Origin of the sequence: Mongoliitalea daihaiensis (genome assembly GCF_021596945.1) — a bacterium.
Taxonomy (GTDB): Bacteria; Bacteroidota; Bacteroidia; order Cytophagales; family Cyclobacteriaceae; genus Mongoliitalea; species Mongoliitalea daihaiensis.
This window is the reverse complement of sequence record NZ_CP063779.1, coordinates 1,924,796-1,940,313: the sequence shown is the minus strand read 5'-3', so window position 1 is coordinate 1,940,313 and position 15,518 is coordinate 1,924,796. Positions and strand designations below refer to the sequence as shown.

At 41.6% G+C, this 15,518-nt stretch carries 13 protein-coding genes; 1 reads left to right on the top strand and 12 read right to left on the bottom strand.

What is annotated here, in order from left to right; translation table 11 throughout:
- Window positions 1–60: 60 nt before the first annotated feature.
- Complete coding sequence (locus IPZ59_RS08230; RefSeq protein WP_236139788.1) at window positions 61–585, top strand: NADPH-dependent FMN reductase; 525 nt, start codon at window positions 61–63, stop codon at window positions 583–585.
- Here the strand turns inward: IPZ59_RS08230 and ftsZ are convergent, their stop codons facing one another.
- From ftsZ to rsmH, 12 genes are all read right to left on the bottom strand, one after another.
- Entirely contained in the window at window positions 586–2,226 is a 1,641-nt protein-coding gene (gene ftsZ, locus IPZ59_RS08225; RefSeq protein WP_236139387.1) for a cell division protein FtsZ, read from the bottom strand. It abuts the gene before it with no gap.
- A 111-nt stretch (window positions 2,227–2,337) separates the two neighbouring features.
- On the bottom strand, window positions 2,338–3,657 hold the full coding sequence (ftsA, locus tag IPZ59_RS08220; protein ID WP_236139386.1) for a cell division protein FtsA: 1,320 nt from the start codon (window positions 3,655–3,657) through the stop codon (window positions 2,338–2,340).
- Window positions 3,658–3,668: 11 nt separating this feature from the next.
- Window positions 3,669–4,424, bottom strand: coding sequence for a cell division protein FtsQ/DivIB (locus IPZ59_RS08215; protein WP_236139385.1), 756 nt, complete (start codon window positions 4,422–4,424; stop codon window positions 3,669–3,671).
- Window positions 4,421–5,812, bottom strand: a complete 1,392-nt coding sequence (gene murC / locus IPZ59_RS08210; protein WP_236139384.1) for a UDP-N-acetylmuramate--L-alanine ligase — start codon at window positions 5,810–5,812, stop codon at window positions 4,421–4,423. The genes IPZ59_RS08215 and murC overlap by 4 nt, the downstream gene beginning before the upstream one ends.
- Window positions 5,809–6,921: an undecaprenyldiphospho-muramoylpentapeptide beta-N-acetylglucosaminyltransferase gene (gene murG, locus IPZ59_RS08205; protein ID WP_236139383.1), complete on the bottom strand. Its 1,113-nt coding sequence runs from the start codon at window positions 6,919–6,921 to the stop codon at window positions 5,809–5,811. The genes murC and murG overlap by 4 nt, the downstream gene beginning before the upstream one ends.
- Window positions 6,921–8,090: an FtsW/RodA/SpoVE family cell cycle protein gene (locus tag IPZ59_RS08200; RefSeq protein WP_236139382.1), complete on the bottom strand. Its 1,170-nt coding sequence runs from the start codon at window positions 8,088–8,090 to the stop codon at window positions 6,921–6,923. The genes murG and IPZ59_RS08200 overlap by 1 nt, the downstream gene beginning before the upstream one ends.
- Window positions 8,087–9,445, bottom strand: a complete 1,359-nt coding sequence (gene murD / locus IPZ59_RS08195) for a UDP-N-acetylmuramoyl-L-alanine--D-glutamate ligase (RefSeq protein ID WP_236139381.1) — start codon at window positions 9,443–9,445, stop codon at window positions 8,087–8,089. Before murD ends, IPZ59_RS08200 begins: the two co-directional genes overlap by 4 nt.
- Window position 9,446: 1 nt before the next feature.
- The gene (gene mraY / locus IPZ59_RS08190; RefSeq protein ID WP_236139380.1) at window positions 9,447–10,658 is read right to left on the bottom strand and encodes a phospho-N-acetylmuramoyl-pentapeptide-transferase; all 1,212 of its coding nucleotides are present in this window, start codon (window positions 10,656–10,658) and stop codon (window positions 9,447–9,449) included.
- Window position 10,659: 1 nt separating this feature from the next.
- Window positions 10,660–12,123: a UDP-N-acetylmuramoyl-L-alanyl-D-glutamate--2,6-diaminopimelate ligase gene (locus IPZ59_RS08185; protein ID WP_236139379.1), complete on the bottom strand. Its 1,464-nt coding sequence runs from the start codon at window positions 12,121–12,123 to the stop codon at window positions 10,660–10,662.
- On the bottom strand, window positions 12,124–14,226 hold the full coding sequence (locus tag IPZ59_RS08180; RefSeq protein ID WP_236139378.1) for a penicillin-binding protein: 2,103 nt from the start codon (window positions 14,224–14,226) through the stop codon (window positions 12,124–12,126). It abuts the gene before it with no gap.
- Window positions 14,223–14,603, bottom strand: coding sequence for an FtsL-like putative cell division protein (locus tag IPZ59_RS08175; RefSeq protein WP_236139377.1), 381 nt, complete (start codon window positions 14,601–14,603; stop codon window positions 14,223–14,225). Before IPZ59_RS08175 ends, IPZ59_RS08180 begins: the two co-directional genes overlap by 4 nt.
- A 1-nt stretch (window position 14,604) precedes the next feature.
- Complete coding sequence (gene rsmH / locus IPZ59_RS08170; protein WP_236139376.1) at window positions 14,605–15,510, bottom strand: 16S rRNA (cytosine(1402)-N(4))-methyltransferase RsmH; 906 nt, start codon at window positions 15,508–15,510, stop codon at window positions 14,605–14,607.
- Window positions 15,511–15,518: the final 8 nt, after the last annotated feature.

The window sequence follows — 15,518 nt, the reverse complement described above, 5'->3', positions numbered from 1 at the left end:
AAATCATTTATGTTTAAACCATTTTGGACATTTCTTTGTATTGAAGCTATGGAAAAAACTCTGATAAAAATTATTGTTGGCACCAATCGCCCATACCCCTTATCCAAGGACATTGCCTTATTGTATCAAGACCTTCTTTTGAAAAAGGGAGCAAAATCTGAAATTCTAGAATTAAAGGACTTACCCCATGATTTTGCTTTTTCGGCACTCTATCAAAATAACGGTAAAAACGAAGCATTCAATGCCTTTCACTCCAGGGTTAAAGAAGGGGAAAAGTTTGTTTTTATTGTGCCAGAGTACAATGGTTCCTTTCCTGGAATACTCAAAACATTCATTGATGGAATGAACTACCCCAACCACTTTCGCGATAAAAAATGTGCTTTGGTAGGTTTATCTTCTGGAGTTGGCGGGGGTGGCATCGCATTGAGCCACCTTACCGACATCTTCCATTACTTAGGGATGCATGTACTTGCCCTCAAGCCTAAACTAGCTAAGATTGAGGAAAATATGTCAGATAACCTGCTCACCAACAGGCTGTACATGGAATTGCTTCAGTCCCAAACTGAGATGTTGATTGATTTTTAATCAATCAACATTGTCATGTAGAAACTTATTGTTTCTTAGGATTTCATTATCATCAGTCAAGTTGAGTCTTGACACATGACGCTCTGAACTGTGCTGTACGTCCGATAGCTTCACCTGCTTACGGATATAAGCCGGGGTTTCCAAGCTCTCTTTATATTCTTCTGGGTTTTGACCATAATTTTTTAAGCTTTTCAACTTTTCAAATCGCTGATGCGCCCGTTGAATCGCTTTCTTTTTCATTTCTTCATAATAGTCATTCCCATATGAAGGCTTAGATTCCTCTTCTATTGTTTTTTCCTCCACCCTAGGCTCTTGAATCTTAGCTTTCATTTCAAATTCATAGACCTGTGGTTTTTGTTCTTCCTTTTCAATTACTTTCTCCTCAGGCTCAACAAATTCGAAGGTAACGGGGCTTGAGAAAGTCTCTTCTTCTTTCTCTTCTACCTTTGGTTGAATCACCTCCTCTTGTTTGGGCTGATTGGCTACTGGAAAAATAGGCTTATCAAATGTGAAAGTCATCATTTTCCCAACCGTCGGTACTTCTTCTTCTACTTCCTTAGCTTTGCCGGATTCAAGATCAATCACCTTAAAGCTATCCGCCTTTTGAACTATTGGTTTTTCTTCTTGGATAACATCCTTCATTCCTTTGGACGGAGAAGCAGTCGTCAACTTATCCATTTCGAAACCAGTTGCAATTACTGTAACACGGATTGCTTTACCTAACTCCTGATCGATGCCCTGACCAAAGATAACTTCTGCCTCATCACCAGCTCTTTCTTGGATATACTCAGTGATTTCACTCAATTCATCCATGGAGAGTTCATCTTCCTCTCCTGACATGATTGAAAGCAAGATTTTTTGAGCCCCTTTGATATCTACATTATTCAATAAAGGAGACGCAATAGCTTTTTCAGCAGAGCGAATTGCACGACCTTCGCCTTCTTCCGTAGCAGAGCCCATGACAGCAGCACCGGCATCTTTCATGACTGTTTTTACATCTTCAAAGTCAACGTTCACATCTTGGTGAATGGTGATGATTTCAGCAATTGATTTAGCTGCGGTAGTCAAAACATTATCAGCTTTGGCAAAAGCAGATCGAATGGCAAGATTGCCATAAATTTCTCTTAGTTTATCATTCAAAATCACTAAAACCGTATCACAGTTTTCACGAAGAGATTCGATGCCTTGCTGCGCTGCTTGCATCTTCTTTCTCCCTTCAAACATAAACGGAGCGGTCACAATGCCTACCGTCAGGATATCCATATCCTTGGCAATCTTTGCAATCACAGGGGCTGCACCTGTACCCGTGCCACCTCCCATACCTGCAGTGATAAATACCATTTTGGTATTATCGGAAAGCAACTCTCGGATATCCTCCTTGCTTTCAAGAGCCGCGTTTCTACCCTTCTCAGGATTTGCTCCTGCTCCTAATCCTTCAGTCAGGTTAGCACCCAACTGAAGTCGCAAGGGAACAGGACTGCTTTTCAATGCTTGAGCGTCGGTATTTACAACCACAAACTCAACATCCTTTATTCCCTGATTAAACATGTGGTTAACCGCATTGGAACCACCTCCTCCTACGCCAATTACCTTGATAATTGATTTGTGATTTTTAGGAAGATCAAACTTATAATCTTTCATGTTATCTGACATTTAATGGTGTTTGTTGGTGAATTATATTTATTTATTGATTCTATCTGGAAAAAAGGAAATGAAAAGCAGAACTGATCATCTCCCCCAATATGATAAGCCCTAGTAATTATTATCAGGAATATCGCTGATAATGATTTCCTTTAATCTCTTTTTGATACTATCGATAAAGCCTGAACCCTGTGATTCTTGCTCATTAGATCTTCTATTGCCAGGTATCTGACGCTTGGTGTCTTCTTTCTTTTTCTTGTAATTATCCTCACGGTCATCAAAAGACTTAAAACCAGCCAGTACAAGACCCACGGAAGTGGCATACATCGGGCTCTTGATCTCTTCAACTTTGCATTTGCCCAAGTGCTCATTTGGGTAACCAATTCGAGTGTCCAAGCCAGTTAAATACTCAAATAGCTGGGCGACACCTTGCAATTGGGATCCTCCCCCTGTCAATACTATTCCTCCAGCTAACTTTTTATAATAACCACTTGCTACCAATTCACTTTGCACATATTCAATAATCTCTTCCATTCGTGCCTGAATGATAGAAGCTAAGTTTTTGATAGAAATCTCTTTGGGAGGTCGGTTTCGCAAGCCAGGGATAGATACAATCTCATTCGGATTAGCTTCTTCAGGGATGGCTTTGCCAAACTTGGTTTTAAGTAGCTCTGCTTGATTATGCAATACCATACAGCCTTCTTTAATATCAGTAGTAATGATATTTCCTCCCAATGGAATGACAGCTGTATGGCGGATAATGCCGTCATGGAATATTGCTATATCAGTGGTACCACCCCCGATATCTACCAAACATACCCCCGCTTCTTTATCCAAATCACTTAAGACAGCGAGTGAACTTGCTAAAGGCTCTAAGATCAATTCCTTGGAATATAAATCAGCTCTTCTAACACAACGGTTGATATTATTGATGGCGGTAGTTTGTGCGGTGATGATATGGAAATCTGCTTCCAATCGAGAACCAGACATCCCCACAGGATCTTTGACTCCAGGTTCATAATCCACAGTATAGTCTTGAGGCATCACATGAATGATGCTATTGCCAGGAGGTACGACGATGTTTTCCATATCACTGGAAAGACGGTGTACATCTTCCACAGTAATCTCTTCGTCATAGTTTGCACGAATGATGCTTCCGTGATGAATAGTGCTCTTGATATGCTGACCCGCAATACCCACAATCACATTGCCGATATCTACTTCTGCCATATCGCTCGCATCTGCAACAGCCTTTTGTATAGCATTCACAGTTTTGTCAATATTGGTAACGATTCCACGGATTACTCCATCGGAAACAGCCTTGCCCATACCCAAGACTTCCAGTTTACCAAACTCATTTTTACGGCCTACCACGGCACATATTTTGGTAGTACCAATGTCTAAACCAACTATAAATTTATCGTTTTCCATAGCATCAATATTTACTCACAAACTATCTGATTCTTAAATTTTACACTGACCTTCGTATAAGCGTCCCATCCCTTTTTAGGAAAAATCTGCTCATACAGTAAGGTGATTTTATGAAACTTCTCCTCTAAATCGGAAGCATCCCCAAAATCAATAACTTGGTGGCCCACTTGCTGATATAGCTTGATATCATGCTCCTTAGCCATTTCAATCTCAGGAATCTGAGCTCTCCAAAAATCATCTCGATAGATAAAGTAAATCAAATCCATGATTTTAGGATAAGCAGATAAAAGGTTTTCCTCCCCTATCAGCTGCTCCGCAAATTTCCCCGAAAGCAGGATGACCCGCTTTGTATGTTTACTAGACGTTGGTAATACCAAGCCCTCATCTGTTATATAGGCATCAGCTGCCATCGAACGGACTATCCGTGCAATAGGCACATGCTGCTTCACTTCTACTGTTAATTTCCCCTTTACATCTCTGTAGACTTCCGCCTCTTTCACAAAAGCATGAGCAAGTACTTTTTTCTCAATAGCATGTAGGTTGACCTCTTGCATGGAAAGACCTTCTCGAAGGTTAGGAAATTCTGAAAGAATCAATTCCCGAAGCTCTTCCTCATCTACAAAATATACATCACTGACCCCGTGAATGTAGATACTAATAGCCGTCAGGGCCTTGGCAGCTTCTTTCTTTTCTACCAAAGCAATCGAAGCCACTAGCAAGCCAATGGCAAATACATAAATCGCTACTTTCTTTAACCGCTGATTCATACCCCTAACATAAATTTGGTTAATGGATCCACCATCCGATCAATATCCCCTGCGCCTATCGTCACCAACACCTCAGGCTGATGATTTTGAAGATAGCCAATCAACGATTCTTTACTTTGCAATGATTTTTCCTTTGAAGAAATAGCATCCAGCAACATAGATGCATGTACTCCCTCAATAGGAAGCTCCCTAGCTGGATAAATATCCAATAGGATAACCTCATCAGCGAGGGATAAACTCTTGGAAAAACCACTCGCAAAGTCCCTCGTACGGGAAAACAGATGAGGCTGAAATACAGCCGTCAATTTCCGATTGGGATACATCGCTTTTACAGAACTTAGAAAGGCTTTTATCTCCTCTGGATGATGTGCATAATCATCGATAAACACTTTACCTTCTTTCTGAACCAAGATTTCAAACCTTCGTTTCACTCCTCTGAAACTGTATACACCAGTCCTTACAGCATCCGCAGTTACACCATATTCCAAGGCCATGGCAATAGCTGCGACAGCATTTTCCACATTATGATACCCAGGCATATGCAACTCCAGTCGTTCAATTCGAGTGGAAGGACTCACATAATCGAAAATAAATGAACCTGTAGTAGGCGTAATATTTTCAGCTGTATAATCCGCCTTATCCAAGCCATATACATGTATATCCTTGATTGAGACTCCATCCAAGGATAAATTTTGGTAGGCACGTTCACTTACATAGAGGCTACCCGAACTTGGAATCAGCTCAACAAAAGACTTGAATCCATGAAGCATTTCTATTCCATCTCCATAGATATCCAAATGATCAGGATCTACACTTGTCAAGATTGCTGAATTGGGATGTAACTGCAGGAAGGAGCGATCGAATTCATCAGCCTCCACTACCACTACTGACCCCGAATCAGTATGGTCAGGAAGAATAAGATTACTCTGATAGTTTTGAGTCAATCCACCTAAAAATGCAGAAACTTCTACCCCGCCGACTTTCAATAAATGAGCTATCATGGAAGAAGTAGTTGTTTTCCCGTGAGTTCCTGCTACAGCAATGGTAGGCATATCTAAAGTAATCACACCCAAAACTTCGGCACGCTTCAGCAACTTGTAGCCATGAGTTCTAAAATAGTTCAACTGAATAGAGTCCTTAGGAATGGCAGGAGTCCATACTATTAGGGATTCGGCTTGGGCATTCTTGAGCTCCAAGGGTATCTGATTCACATCATCTTCAAAACTGATGCACATACCTTCCGCCTTCAAAGCATCGGTCAATGCTGAAGGCGTGCGGTCGTAACCAGTGACTACCTTGCCAAGATGGTTAAACCATCGAGCAATGGCACTCATACCGATACCGCCGATACCTACAAAATGGACCCTATGGATGCTCCTTAGATTCATGGAATAATGGATGCTAATGCTTCAACTATTTCTTCAGCCGCTGACGGTTTAGCCAGCTTTTGTATATTTTTTCCTAGGTACTCCAACTGAGTTGGATTACCGAAAACCTGATCAATTGTACTTTTTAATCCTTCCACAGCATCTCCATCCGAAAGTAAGATTGCTGCATCCTCCTGCACAAAAGCCATTGCATTTTTGGTTTGATGATCTTCTGCCACATTGGGAGATGGAATAAAGATGACTGCTTTCCCCACCAAACTTAGTTCCGACACTGACAAGGCACCCGCCCTCGAGACGATTAGGTCTGCTGCTGCATATGCCAAATCCATTGCGCTCAAAAACTCCATCGGATGAATGTGCTGAAGTTTGGATGCCTGAACTTGTGATTGCATCTCTTGAAAGTAAAACTTACCAGTTTGCCATAATACCTGATATCCAGCAGCCTCTAGAGACGCCATGGCACCAAGCATAGCTTGATTGATAGTCCTAGCCCCCAAACTCCCCCCGATTACCAAAATAGTCTTGCGATCTTTATTTAATCCGAAGTTAGCTAAGGCTTTTTCTCTTTTCCCGTCTAAACTAAGGATGTCTTTTCGTACAGGATTGCCTGTAAATACAAGTTTCTCTTTTGGAAAAAACTGATCCATCTGTGGGTAAGCCACACATATTTTTTTTGCTCGTTTTGCTAAGATTTTATTGGTCAAACCAGCGTAAGAATTCTGCTCCTGAATTAGGGTTGGTATTTGCTTGCGCTGAGCCATATACAATACTGGGGCACTTGCATAACCACCCACCCCAACCACAGCATCAGGCTGAAAGTCTCGGATCAGTTGTCCCGCTTTTTTCAAACTTCCAAGAAGCTTAAATGGCAAGCTGAGATTACTCAAGCTTAAACTTCTCTGAAGACCCGCTACTTTCAATCCCTCGATTGCATAGCCTGCCTCAGGTACTTTTTCCATTTCCATTTTTCCTTCGGCACCGACAAACAGAAACTCGGTACCTGGAAAGCGCTCCTTCCAAGTATTCGCGATCGCAATGGCTGGATATATGTGGCCTCCCGTACCTCCTCCACTGATCATGATGCGATATGTCTCTTTTCTTGCTTTCATCAGGCTGCTTGAAATGTTTTTCTTGGCTTATTTTGATCAGGTGTTGTATCAATTTGATCATCATGATCTCCACGGCTTACGCTGAGGATAATACCAATTGAAAATCCTGTAAGAAACAAAGAGGTCCCTCCCATGCTGAGCAAAGGCAAGGGTAATCCGGTTATGGGACCCAACCCCACGGCTACAGCCATATTGACCATCGCCTGCAAAACCAAGGCAAAGCTCAAGCCTGCAGAAAGAAGCCCTCCAAATGGCTTAGTAGAAGACACCACAATGCGCATCCCTCTGTAAAGCAATGCCAGGTAAAGAAAAAGCACTCCCACTCCCCCAATCAAACCGTATTCTTCCACAATGATGGAGTAAATAAAATCAGAATATGGGTGAGGTAAAGTATTGCGCTGCTCAGATTTTCCTGGACCTTTACCGGTCAACCCTCCGGTGGAAATCGCGATGAATGAATGCTCCGCTTGGTAAGGAATCTCATCATTACTTGCGAATGAAGAAATTCTAGATTGGAAGGTCCCCCCTCTTTGTCCGAGCATCAATGCTGTAGGAAGTGCAATGGCTCCAACCAAAATCAATACAGCAATCTGCTTCAATGGCACTCTTCCAATAAACATGAGCAATAGACAAGTGGAGAAAAGCAAAATAGCCGTTGACATATTAGCCAAGCCTATTAACAGACAAATCAATCCAACCACTATAATCATAGGGATAAGAGACTCTTTGAAATTGGCAATATTCCGTTGTCTTTTCGCTAATAAGCCAGCAAGCGTAGCAATAAGTGCCATTTTCGCAATATCAGACGGCTGGAATACAATATTGGTCCATGGTATTTGAAACCATCGGTTGGCCTCGTTTACAGCCGAACCGAAGAAATATGTTATTAGCAACAAGGGTACTGAAACAATCAACAAGAACTTGCCAACAACGGCATAAAACTTATACTTGATATTACTCGCAGCCCACATCAGTAGAAGCGCAAAACCCACATACATGGCATGGGAAAATAAATACTTTTCGGTATCTCCGCCTGCTCGCTTATGGGCCAATGTGCCCGTAGCAGAGTAAACTACCAAAATACTTAGGGTAGAAAGCAAGATAACAATGAACCAAATGATTGGGTCACCTTTCAAATTTCTATCAAACCACGCTTTCAAAATACTCATACGATCATCCCCCTTTCTAATGCTCTAACTGAGGCTCTAAACTGCTCTCCTCTATCTTCGTAATTTTTGAAAAGATCAAAACTGGCACATGCTGGCGAAAGCAAAACCACATCACCTTCAGATGCTTGTTCCATTGCTTGTTGCACTGCCGCTGACATTTCCTTGGTCTCTTGAATCACAGGAATATATGCTTCAAATGCTTTGACTAATTTTGAATTATCCCTACCTAGGCAAATAAGTGCTTTTACTTTTCCTTTTATTAATGGGTAGAGTACCGAATAATCATTCCCTTTATCTACTCCTCCTGCAATCCATATCAAGGGCTGCTGGAAACTGTCCAACGCATACGCCGTAGCATCTACATTTGTCCCTTTGCTATCATTGATAAAGCTTACGCCCTCAATGCTCGCAATAGGTTCCATACGATGAGAGGCATTTTTAAAGGTGGATAAATGGACTCGAATGTCATCTTCTGTCAAGCCTGCTGCTTTAGCCACTAACACGGCCATCATGGCATTCAGTACATTATGATTTCCTTTGATCGGCAGGGATGCTACCGGAAATTTCCAAGTATTGGATGAAGTAGGAACACAAATGAAACCTGCATCCACATAAGCAGAATGGTCTGCTTTCGATTCCAATGAAACTTTTTGGAAATTTACTTCCATTGGAGTCATGTCTGCACCTCGCTCAGTCAGTGGATCCCCGTCATGGCAAATCGCTGTATCGCCCTTACCCATAGGTTTGAATAAGGACATTTTTGATTGGATATATTTATTCAAATCGTATTCATACCTATCCAAATGATCTGGAGTAATATTGGTCAATACTGCTACGGTAGGTTTTAAGTCAACAAATCCATCAATTTGAAAACTACTGGTTTCCAATACCCACCAATCTTTATCACCTTCAGTGGCCAATTGAGCTGCCCAACTTTGTCCTACATTTCCCGCCAAACCCACATTCAAACCAGCTTCTTTCAATAAATGGTAGCTCAACAAGGTAGTCGTGGTTTTCCCATTTGTACCCGTGATTGCAATTACTTTACCCGTCGTAAACTTCCAAGCAAACTCCAATTCATCAATTACTGGAACATCATTTTTCAGAAGCGCCCGAACGATTGGAACTTGGGGTGAAATCCCTGGACTTTTGATGACTAGGTCTGCTGCTAAAACACGCTCTTCCGTGTGTCCACCTTCCTCAAAATCAATAGAAAACTGCTGTAAACGTAATTTTCGATCTTCGCTGATTGCCCCAGCTTCGGATACCCATACGGCATAGCCTTGCTGCTTGGCAAGCATTGCTGCTCCCAATCCGCTTTCGCCTGCACCCAATATGACTATCTTTTGACTCATATTATCTCAATTTCAACGTTGCCAAGGTAATGATGGCCAATAGGATTCCAATGATCCAAAACCTGGTCACTATCTTAGCTTCATGAATATTCTTCTTTTGATAATGGTGATGAAGCGGAGACATCAAAAAGACTCTCCTGCCCTCACCATATTTCTTTTTGGTGTATTTGAAATAAGAAACTTGAATGATTACTGAGGCATTTTCGATGACGAAAATCCCACACAACACAGGAATCAGCAACTCCTTTCTCAAGGTCAATGACAATACAGCAATCACTCCTCCCAACATCAAACTTCCCGTATCCCCCATAAATACCTGCGCAGGATATGCATTGTACCAAAGAAACCCAACACAGGCTCCTACGAATGCCGCACAGAAAATCACCAACTCCCCTGAGTTTGGAATAAAGAAAATGTTGAGGTACTGTGAAAAAATGGCATTACCTGAAATATAGGCGAATATGGCAATGGTAAGCCCTATAATTGCAGAGGTTCCTGCTGCCAAACCATCAATTCCATCGGTGATATTGGCTCCATTAGATACTGCTGTGATGATAAAAATCACCAATAAAATGTATAAAATAGGTGTAACGCTATCCCCAAGAAATCCTAGGAAATTTTCGTAATTGAGTTCATTGTTTTTTAAAAATGGGATCGTTGTTTTTGCAATTTTCACATCTCTATAGGCAGGGGTTTCTACAACGCCCTCCTCTATTGATACTGGATTGGTAAATTCACGTACAACAACACCTTCATGAAAATACAGGGTGGCACCTACAATAATCCCAATAATGATCTGACCAGTGATTTTGAATCTGCCTCTTAAGCCTTCCTTATTTTTTTTAAAGACTTTGATGTAATCATCCAAAAACCCAATTACACCCAACCACACGGTTGTCACCAATAAAAGGATGATATAGATATTGTTGATATTTGCAAACAACAAGGTAGGGATGATGATACCTGCAATGATCATAAGTCCTCCCATGGTAGGCGTTCCTTTTTTCTCTGCCTGTCCCTCCAAACCAAGATCACGAACCGTCTCACCGATTTGCTTGCTTCTGATCCAATCGATGATGTTTTTACCGAAAGAGATGGTAATAATGAGAGACAAAAGTGCCGCCATACCTGCTCTGAAAGAGATAAAGCGAAACACTCCCGTTCCTGGGATATCAAGCACTCGGTCTAAGTATTCAAAAATTGGATATAACATGTCAATTTTTTTTCAATAGTTCCAGTAATTCAAGCGCAACAGCGCGATCATCAAAAGGGTGTTTTACCCCTTTGATCTCCTGATAAGTTTCATGCCCTTTTCCTGCAATCAGGATAATGTCCCCTGCATTGGCTAGAATACCAGCTGTTTTAATGGCTTCTCTTCTATCTACAATGGTCATGGTTTTTTTAAAATCCACCGGATTTACACCCGCCTCCATTTCTTTAATGATTTCAACTGGATCCTCATTTCGTGGATTATCAGAAGTCAAAATCACTTTATCACTGAATTTTGTTGCAATTTTTGCCATCAAGGGCCTCTTAGTGCGGTCCCGATTTCCTCCACAGCCCACAATCGTAATGACCTGCTCCCCACCAGTACGAACACCCGCAATGGTTTTCAAAACATTTTCCAAAGCATCAGGAGTATGGGCATAATCTACAATGGCCGTTACTCCGCCTACGTGGATTTGATCAAAGCGTCCTTGTGCACCTTTTACTTTGGAAAGCTGCATCAAGACCTCTTCCTCATCTTCTCCTAACAAAACAGCTGTACCATACACCCCTAATAGGTTATAGGCATTGAACTCCCCGATCATGCGGAACCAAATCTGCTTGTTGTTGATATCAAGTTCCAGTCCTTCCAATGTATTGGAAAGTACTTTGGCCTTGAAATCGGCTGGGTATCGCAGCGCAAATGTCTGATGGGTAGACCGGCAGTTTTGCAACATGACCATACCACGCTTATCATCAGCATTGACCAAAGCAAATGCGTCTTTGGGCAGGTCGTCAAAAAGCTTTTTCTTGGCTTTGATATACTCATCAAATGTTCCGTGATAGTCCAAATGATCGTGTGTGATATTGGTGAATACCGCTCCTGCAAGGTGTAAGCCTGCAATTCGATCTTGAGCAATCGCATGAGAACTTGCCTCCATAAAACAATGCGTACAACCTGCATCAACCATTTGCTTCAACAAGGCTTGAAGTTGCAAGGAGTCAGGGGTTGTGTGTGAGGAAGGAACCACATGTTCATGGACCCGATTCTCCACGGTGGAGATCAAGCCCGTTTGGTACCCCATCTCTATAAACAACTGATATAGAAGCGTGACGGTACTTGTCTTACCATTGGTACCAGTTACCGCCACAAGCTTCAACTTTTCAGATGGATTTTCATAGTAATTTGCAGCCATAATACCCATGGCCTTGGATGCATTGACTACTTGTATATAAGCAATATGATCCAATTGCTCAGATGGTAAATGTTCACATACGATGCACACTGCACCTTGAGCAATCGCTTGCGAGATAAAATTATGACCATCTACCTGAGTACCAGGAATGGCCACAAATAAATCCCCTTTACTTACCTTTCGGCTATCAAAGTGTATCTCTCCAATAGCCAGCTCCATATCACCGACCGTCGATTTTAAGGAAACCTTATACAATATGTCTTTTAGCACTCTCATTTATCCTAAAACCAAATTGATGATGTTATTTTGCTGCACAGGTGCTCCCGCTGGAATAGATTGATCTTTCACTTTCCCTTTCCCTTGATAGACTACCCGTAACCCTTTATTTTCTAATACATAAAGAGCATCTCTGAGTGTCATCCCGCTCACGTCCGGTACCACTTTTTCTACATTTGCTCTCGCTTGCCACTGAATCGACTTCAATTGGTTAATTGGCTTTACCCAAGCTTCTGCATTCCCCTGAAAGTGATTGGAAATACCAAACTTGTTGCAGATCATCTGCAGCTCATCCACCTTACCTGTTTTGACGGAAGGAAAGCTAACCGCGGCTCTAAACGCTTTATCCGGTGTCTTCTGATTAAGCTCAATGTCTTGAGCAAAAATCATATCAGCAATTTCTTTGAATACAGGAGCAGCAATATCCCCTCCAAAGGCATTAAACCCAACTGGACTGTCAATAATCACTATCGCTGAATACTTAGGTTTGTCCGCTGGGAAATATCCAGCGAATGATGTGTAATATTTTTTGGTGTATCGACCTTCAATCAACTTTTGAGCAGTACCGGTCTTGCCTGCAATTTTATAGTCTTTACTAAAAATATTTTTAGCAGTTCCATTACTCACGACTCCTTCTAAGAGTTCCTGCAGTTGTTTGATAGTCTTATCGGAAGCAATCTTTTTTCGAAGAATTTCCGTCTCAAATCGAGCATCCACTTTTCCACCTTTGGAGGTAGCTTGGACTATTATTGGCTTGACCATCGTACCATTATTAGCTACTGCATTGTAGAGCATCAAGGTATGTAATGGTGTTAACTTTCCTTCGTAACCAATGGACATCCACGGTAAGGTGGTTCCGTACCAAAGTTTGCTACCCGGCTTTTTGAAATAGGGCTCACCCTCTCCCTTTAACTGAAATCCAATCGGCTTATCCAGCCCAACTTTCTCTATGTAACTGACAAACTTGGATGGATTATGACCAAAATTCTGTTCGACTAGTTTGGAAATACCAATATTGGAAGAATTCTCAAAGACCTCTTTAACAGTCAACACTCCAAAGCCGCCATTTTTGGCATCTGTCATTTTACGATCATAAAATGGAAAAACACCTTCTCCTGTATCCACTTTATCTGTAAGACTTACTTTCCCCTCTTCCAATAAAGCTAGCATGGAAAGCAGTTTGAAGGTAGACCCAGGCTCTGTAAGCCCCTGATCTCCTATGGCATAGTTATAATTCTCTCCGTAACCTTTGCCATTTTTATTTTTCTGTAAATTGGCAATCGCTTTAATATGACCTGTCGCTACTTCCATGACGATCACTGCCCCAAATACGGCATCTTTGGCTTTCAATTGTCGTAAAAGGGCAGATTCGGCAACATCTTGAATATTGATATCAAGGGTCGTAAGGATATCAAAACCATCTGCAGGCTTGATATCTGCTGCGTCAAATACCGGCTTCCATACTCCGCCGGCTATCCGCTGGAACAATGCTTCCCCATTTTTACCAGATAGATAATTGTTAAAGCTGTATTCAATGCCAGCACCGTAATCATCCTCATTCAAAAAGCCTACTGTTCTACCTGCCAAATCTTTGAATGGACGGTAACGCTTTTCTACTTTTTCAAAAATCACACCTCCACTGGACCTGCCTCTTTTGAAGATTGGCCAGGTACTCATATCTTGTTTTTCTTGGTAGCCAATCTGCGTACGGTTGAGCACAATGTAGCGTTTCTTGGATGAGCGTGCATCCATAATCATGCGCTTGTAAGCCGCTGCTGATTGATCTTTATAAAAAGTAGATAAATGATATGCCAAGGAATCAATTCCTTCTATAAACACATCCTCCGATACCACCGTTGGATCCAAAGCTACTTTGTAAAAAGGTAGACTTGTAGCCAACAAACTACCGTCAGCCGCATAGATGTTACCTCGGGTAGCGGACACAGGCCTCATTTGATAATGAAGCGTTTCAGCTTTGGCCTCCCAAACATCCCTTTCAACAACTTGTAAAACAATCATTCTATAAAAAATGGCCATAGCAAATAAGGCCACCAAAATGAAGGCTATCCTTACTCGTAATACTATGGAACTTTTGATATTCACTTTTTAGAGACGATTTTAAATGGTGGTTCTTTTATTTCTTCAATTCCTAACAATTCAATTTTCTTAGCTACCTCTGACTGCTTACTGCTGTACATAAACTCTGCTTCTAAGGTTGTGACATCCGCTCTTAGGTCTTCCACTTCCCGTTGCATCAAATCAATCTGCCGAATCATGCGTTCAGATCTATGGTTACTCCAGATATAAATCATCGCAATAAAAGCTGCGTACATGATTGGCGGAACAAATTTTACAGGGATCCCCACCCCAAAAACCGCAGTTACATTCAGCTTCTCATCTAATTTGGAAAAAAGACTTCCCTGCGAAGCACTTGACTTCCCATTGGCTTTGATTCTTTTTCTGAATGTATTCTCAGTCATCCTAGATCTTTTTTGCTATTCTTAGTTTGGCACTTCTTGCACGATTATTTCTGGCTATTTCTTCGGCATCAGCTATAATGGCTTTTCTGACTACTGGCTCCAAAGGCCTGATTTGATTCCCGTAGAAATCCTTTTCTACCTCTCCCTGAAACTTCCCTTTATTGATAAAATTCTTTACCAGACGATCTTCTAAAGAGTGGTAACTCATGATGACCAATCTACCCTCTGGTTTCAAAACGTCTACCGTCTGAAGAAGCATTTCTTCTAAAGCTCCCATCTCATCATTCACTTCAATTCGAAGGGCTTGAAATACTTGAGCAAAGTATTTGAACTCTTTTCCTCGAGGAGCAAATTTTTGTAAGAACTCTTTAAAATCTGCCGTAGTATCGAAACCCTTCATCGCTCTACGCGAGGTAATGGCTTGAGCCAATGTTTTTGCATTTTTGACCTCTCCATAGATTCCCAAAATCTTATGCAGCTGGCGCTCTTCATAGGTATTGAGTAGCTTGGCAGCAGTCAGATCAATTGCACTGCTCATCCGCATATCCAATCCTCCATCAAAGCGGGTAGAAAAACCGCGAGTAGGCTCATCAATCTGATGGGAACTAATCCCCAAATCAGCCAAGATCCCATCCACCTGCTTGACACCATAGAGTTTGAGATATTTTTTAAAATCCCTAAAATTGGCCTGTACAAAGGTAAATCGATCATCTTCTGGGATATTGGCCTCTGCATCAGAGTCCTGATCAAACCCATACAAATGCCCCTTATCCAAGCGCTCTAAAATAGCCTTGGAATGTCCCCCCCCGCCAAAGGTCAAGTCTACATAGATCCCATTAGGGTCTATAGCCAAGCCTTCAATGCAGGGATTCAGCATTACTGGAATATGGTAATCTCTGATTGTCATTACTTATT

What these genes read in the sequence shown, in the direction of transcription:
- IPZ59_RS08185 (WP_236139379.1), bottom strand. Translation starts at nt 12,123, where the DNA reads ATGAGAGTGCTAAAAGACATATTGTATAAGGTTTCCTTAAAATCGACG.
- mraY (WP_236139380.1), bottom strand. Translation starts at nt 10,658, where the DNA reads ATGTTATATCCAATTTTTGAATACTTAGACCGAGTGCTTGATATCCCA.
- murG (WP_236139383.1), bottom strand. Translation starts at nt 6,921, where the DNA reads ATGAAAGCAAGAAAAGAGACATATCGCATCATGATCAGTGGAGGAGGT.
- ftsA (WP_236139386.1), bottom strand. Translation starts at nt 3,657, where the DNA reads ATGGAAAACGATAAATTTATAGTTGGTTTAGACATTGGTACTACCAAA.
- IPZ59_RS08175 (WP_236139377.1), bottom strand. Translation starts at nt 14,603, where the DNA reads ATGACTGAGAATACATTCAGAAAAAGAATCAAAGCCAATGGGAAGTCA.
- IPZ59_RS08200 (WP_236139382.1), bottom strand. Translation starts at nt 8,090, where the DNA reads ATGAGTATTTTGAAAGCGTGGTTTGATAGAAATTTGAAAGGTGACCCA.
- IPZ59_RS08215 (WP_236139385.1), bottom strand. Translation starts at nt 4,424, where the DNA reads ATGAATCAGCGGTTAAAGAAAGTAGCGATTTATGTATTTGCCATTGGC.
- rsmH (WP_236139376.1), bottom strand. Translation starts at nt 15,510, where the DNA reads ATGACAATCAGAGATTACCATATTCCAGTAATGCTGAATCCCTGCATT.
- murD (WP_236139381.1), bottom strand. Translation starts at nt 9,445, where the DNA reads ATGAGTCAAAAGATAGTCATATTGGGTGCAGGCGAAAGCGGATTGGGA.
- murC (WP_236139384.1), bottom strand. Translation starts at nt 5,812, where the DNA reads ATGAATCTAAGGAGCATCCATAGGGTCCATTTTGTAGGTATCGGCGGT.
- ftsZ (WP_236139387.1), bottom strand. Translation starts at nt 2,226, where the DNA reads ATGAAAGATTATAAGTTTGATCTTCCTAAAAATCACAAATCAATTATC.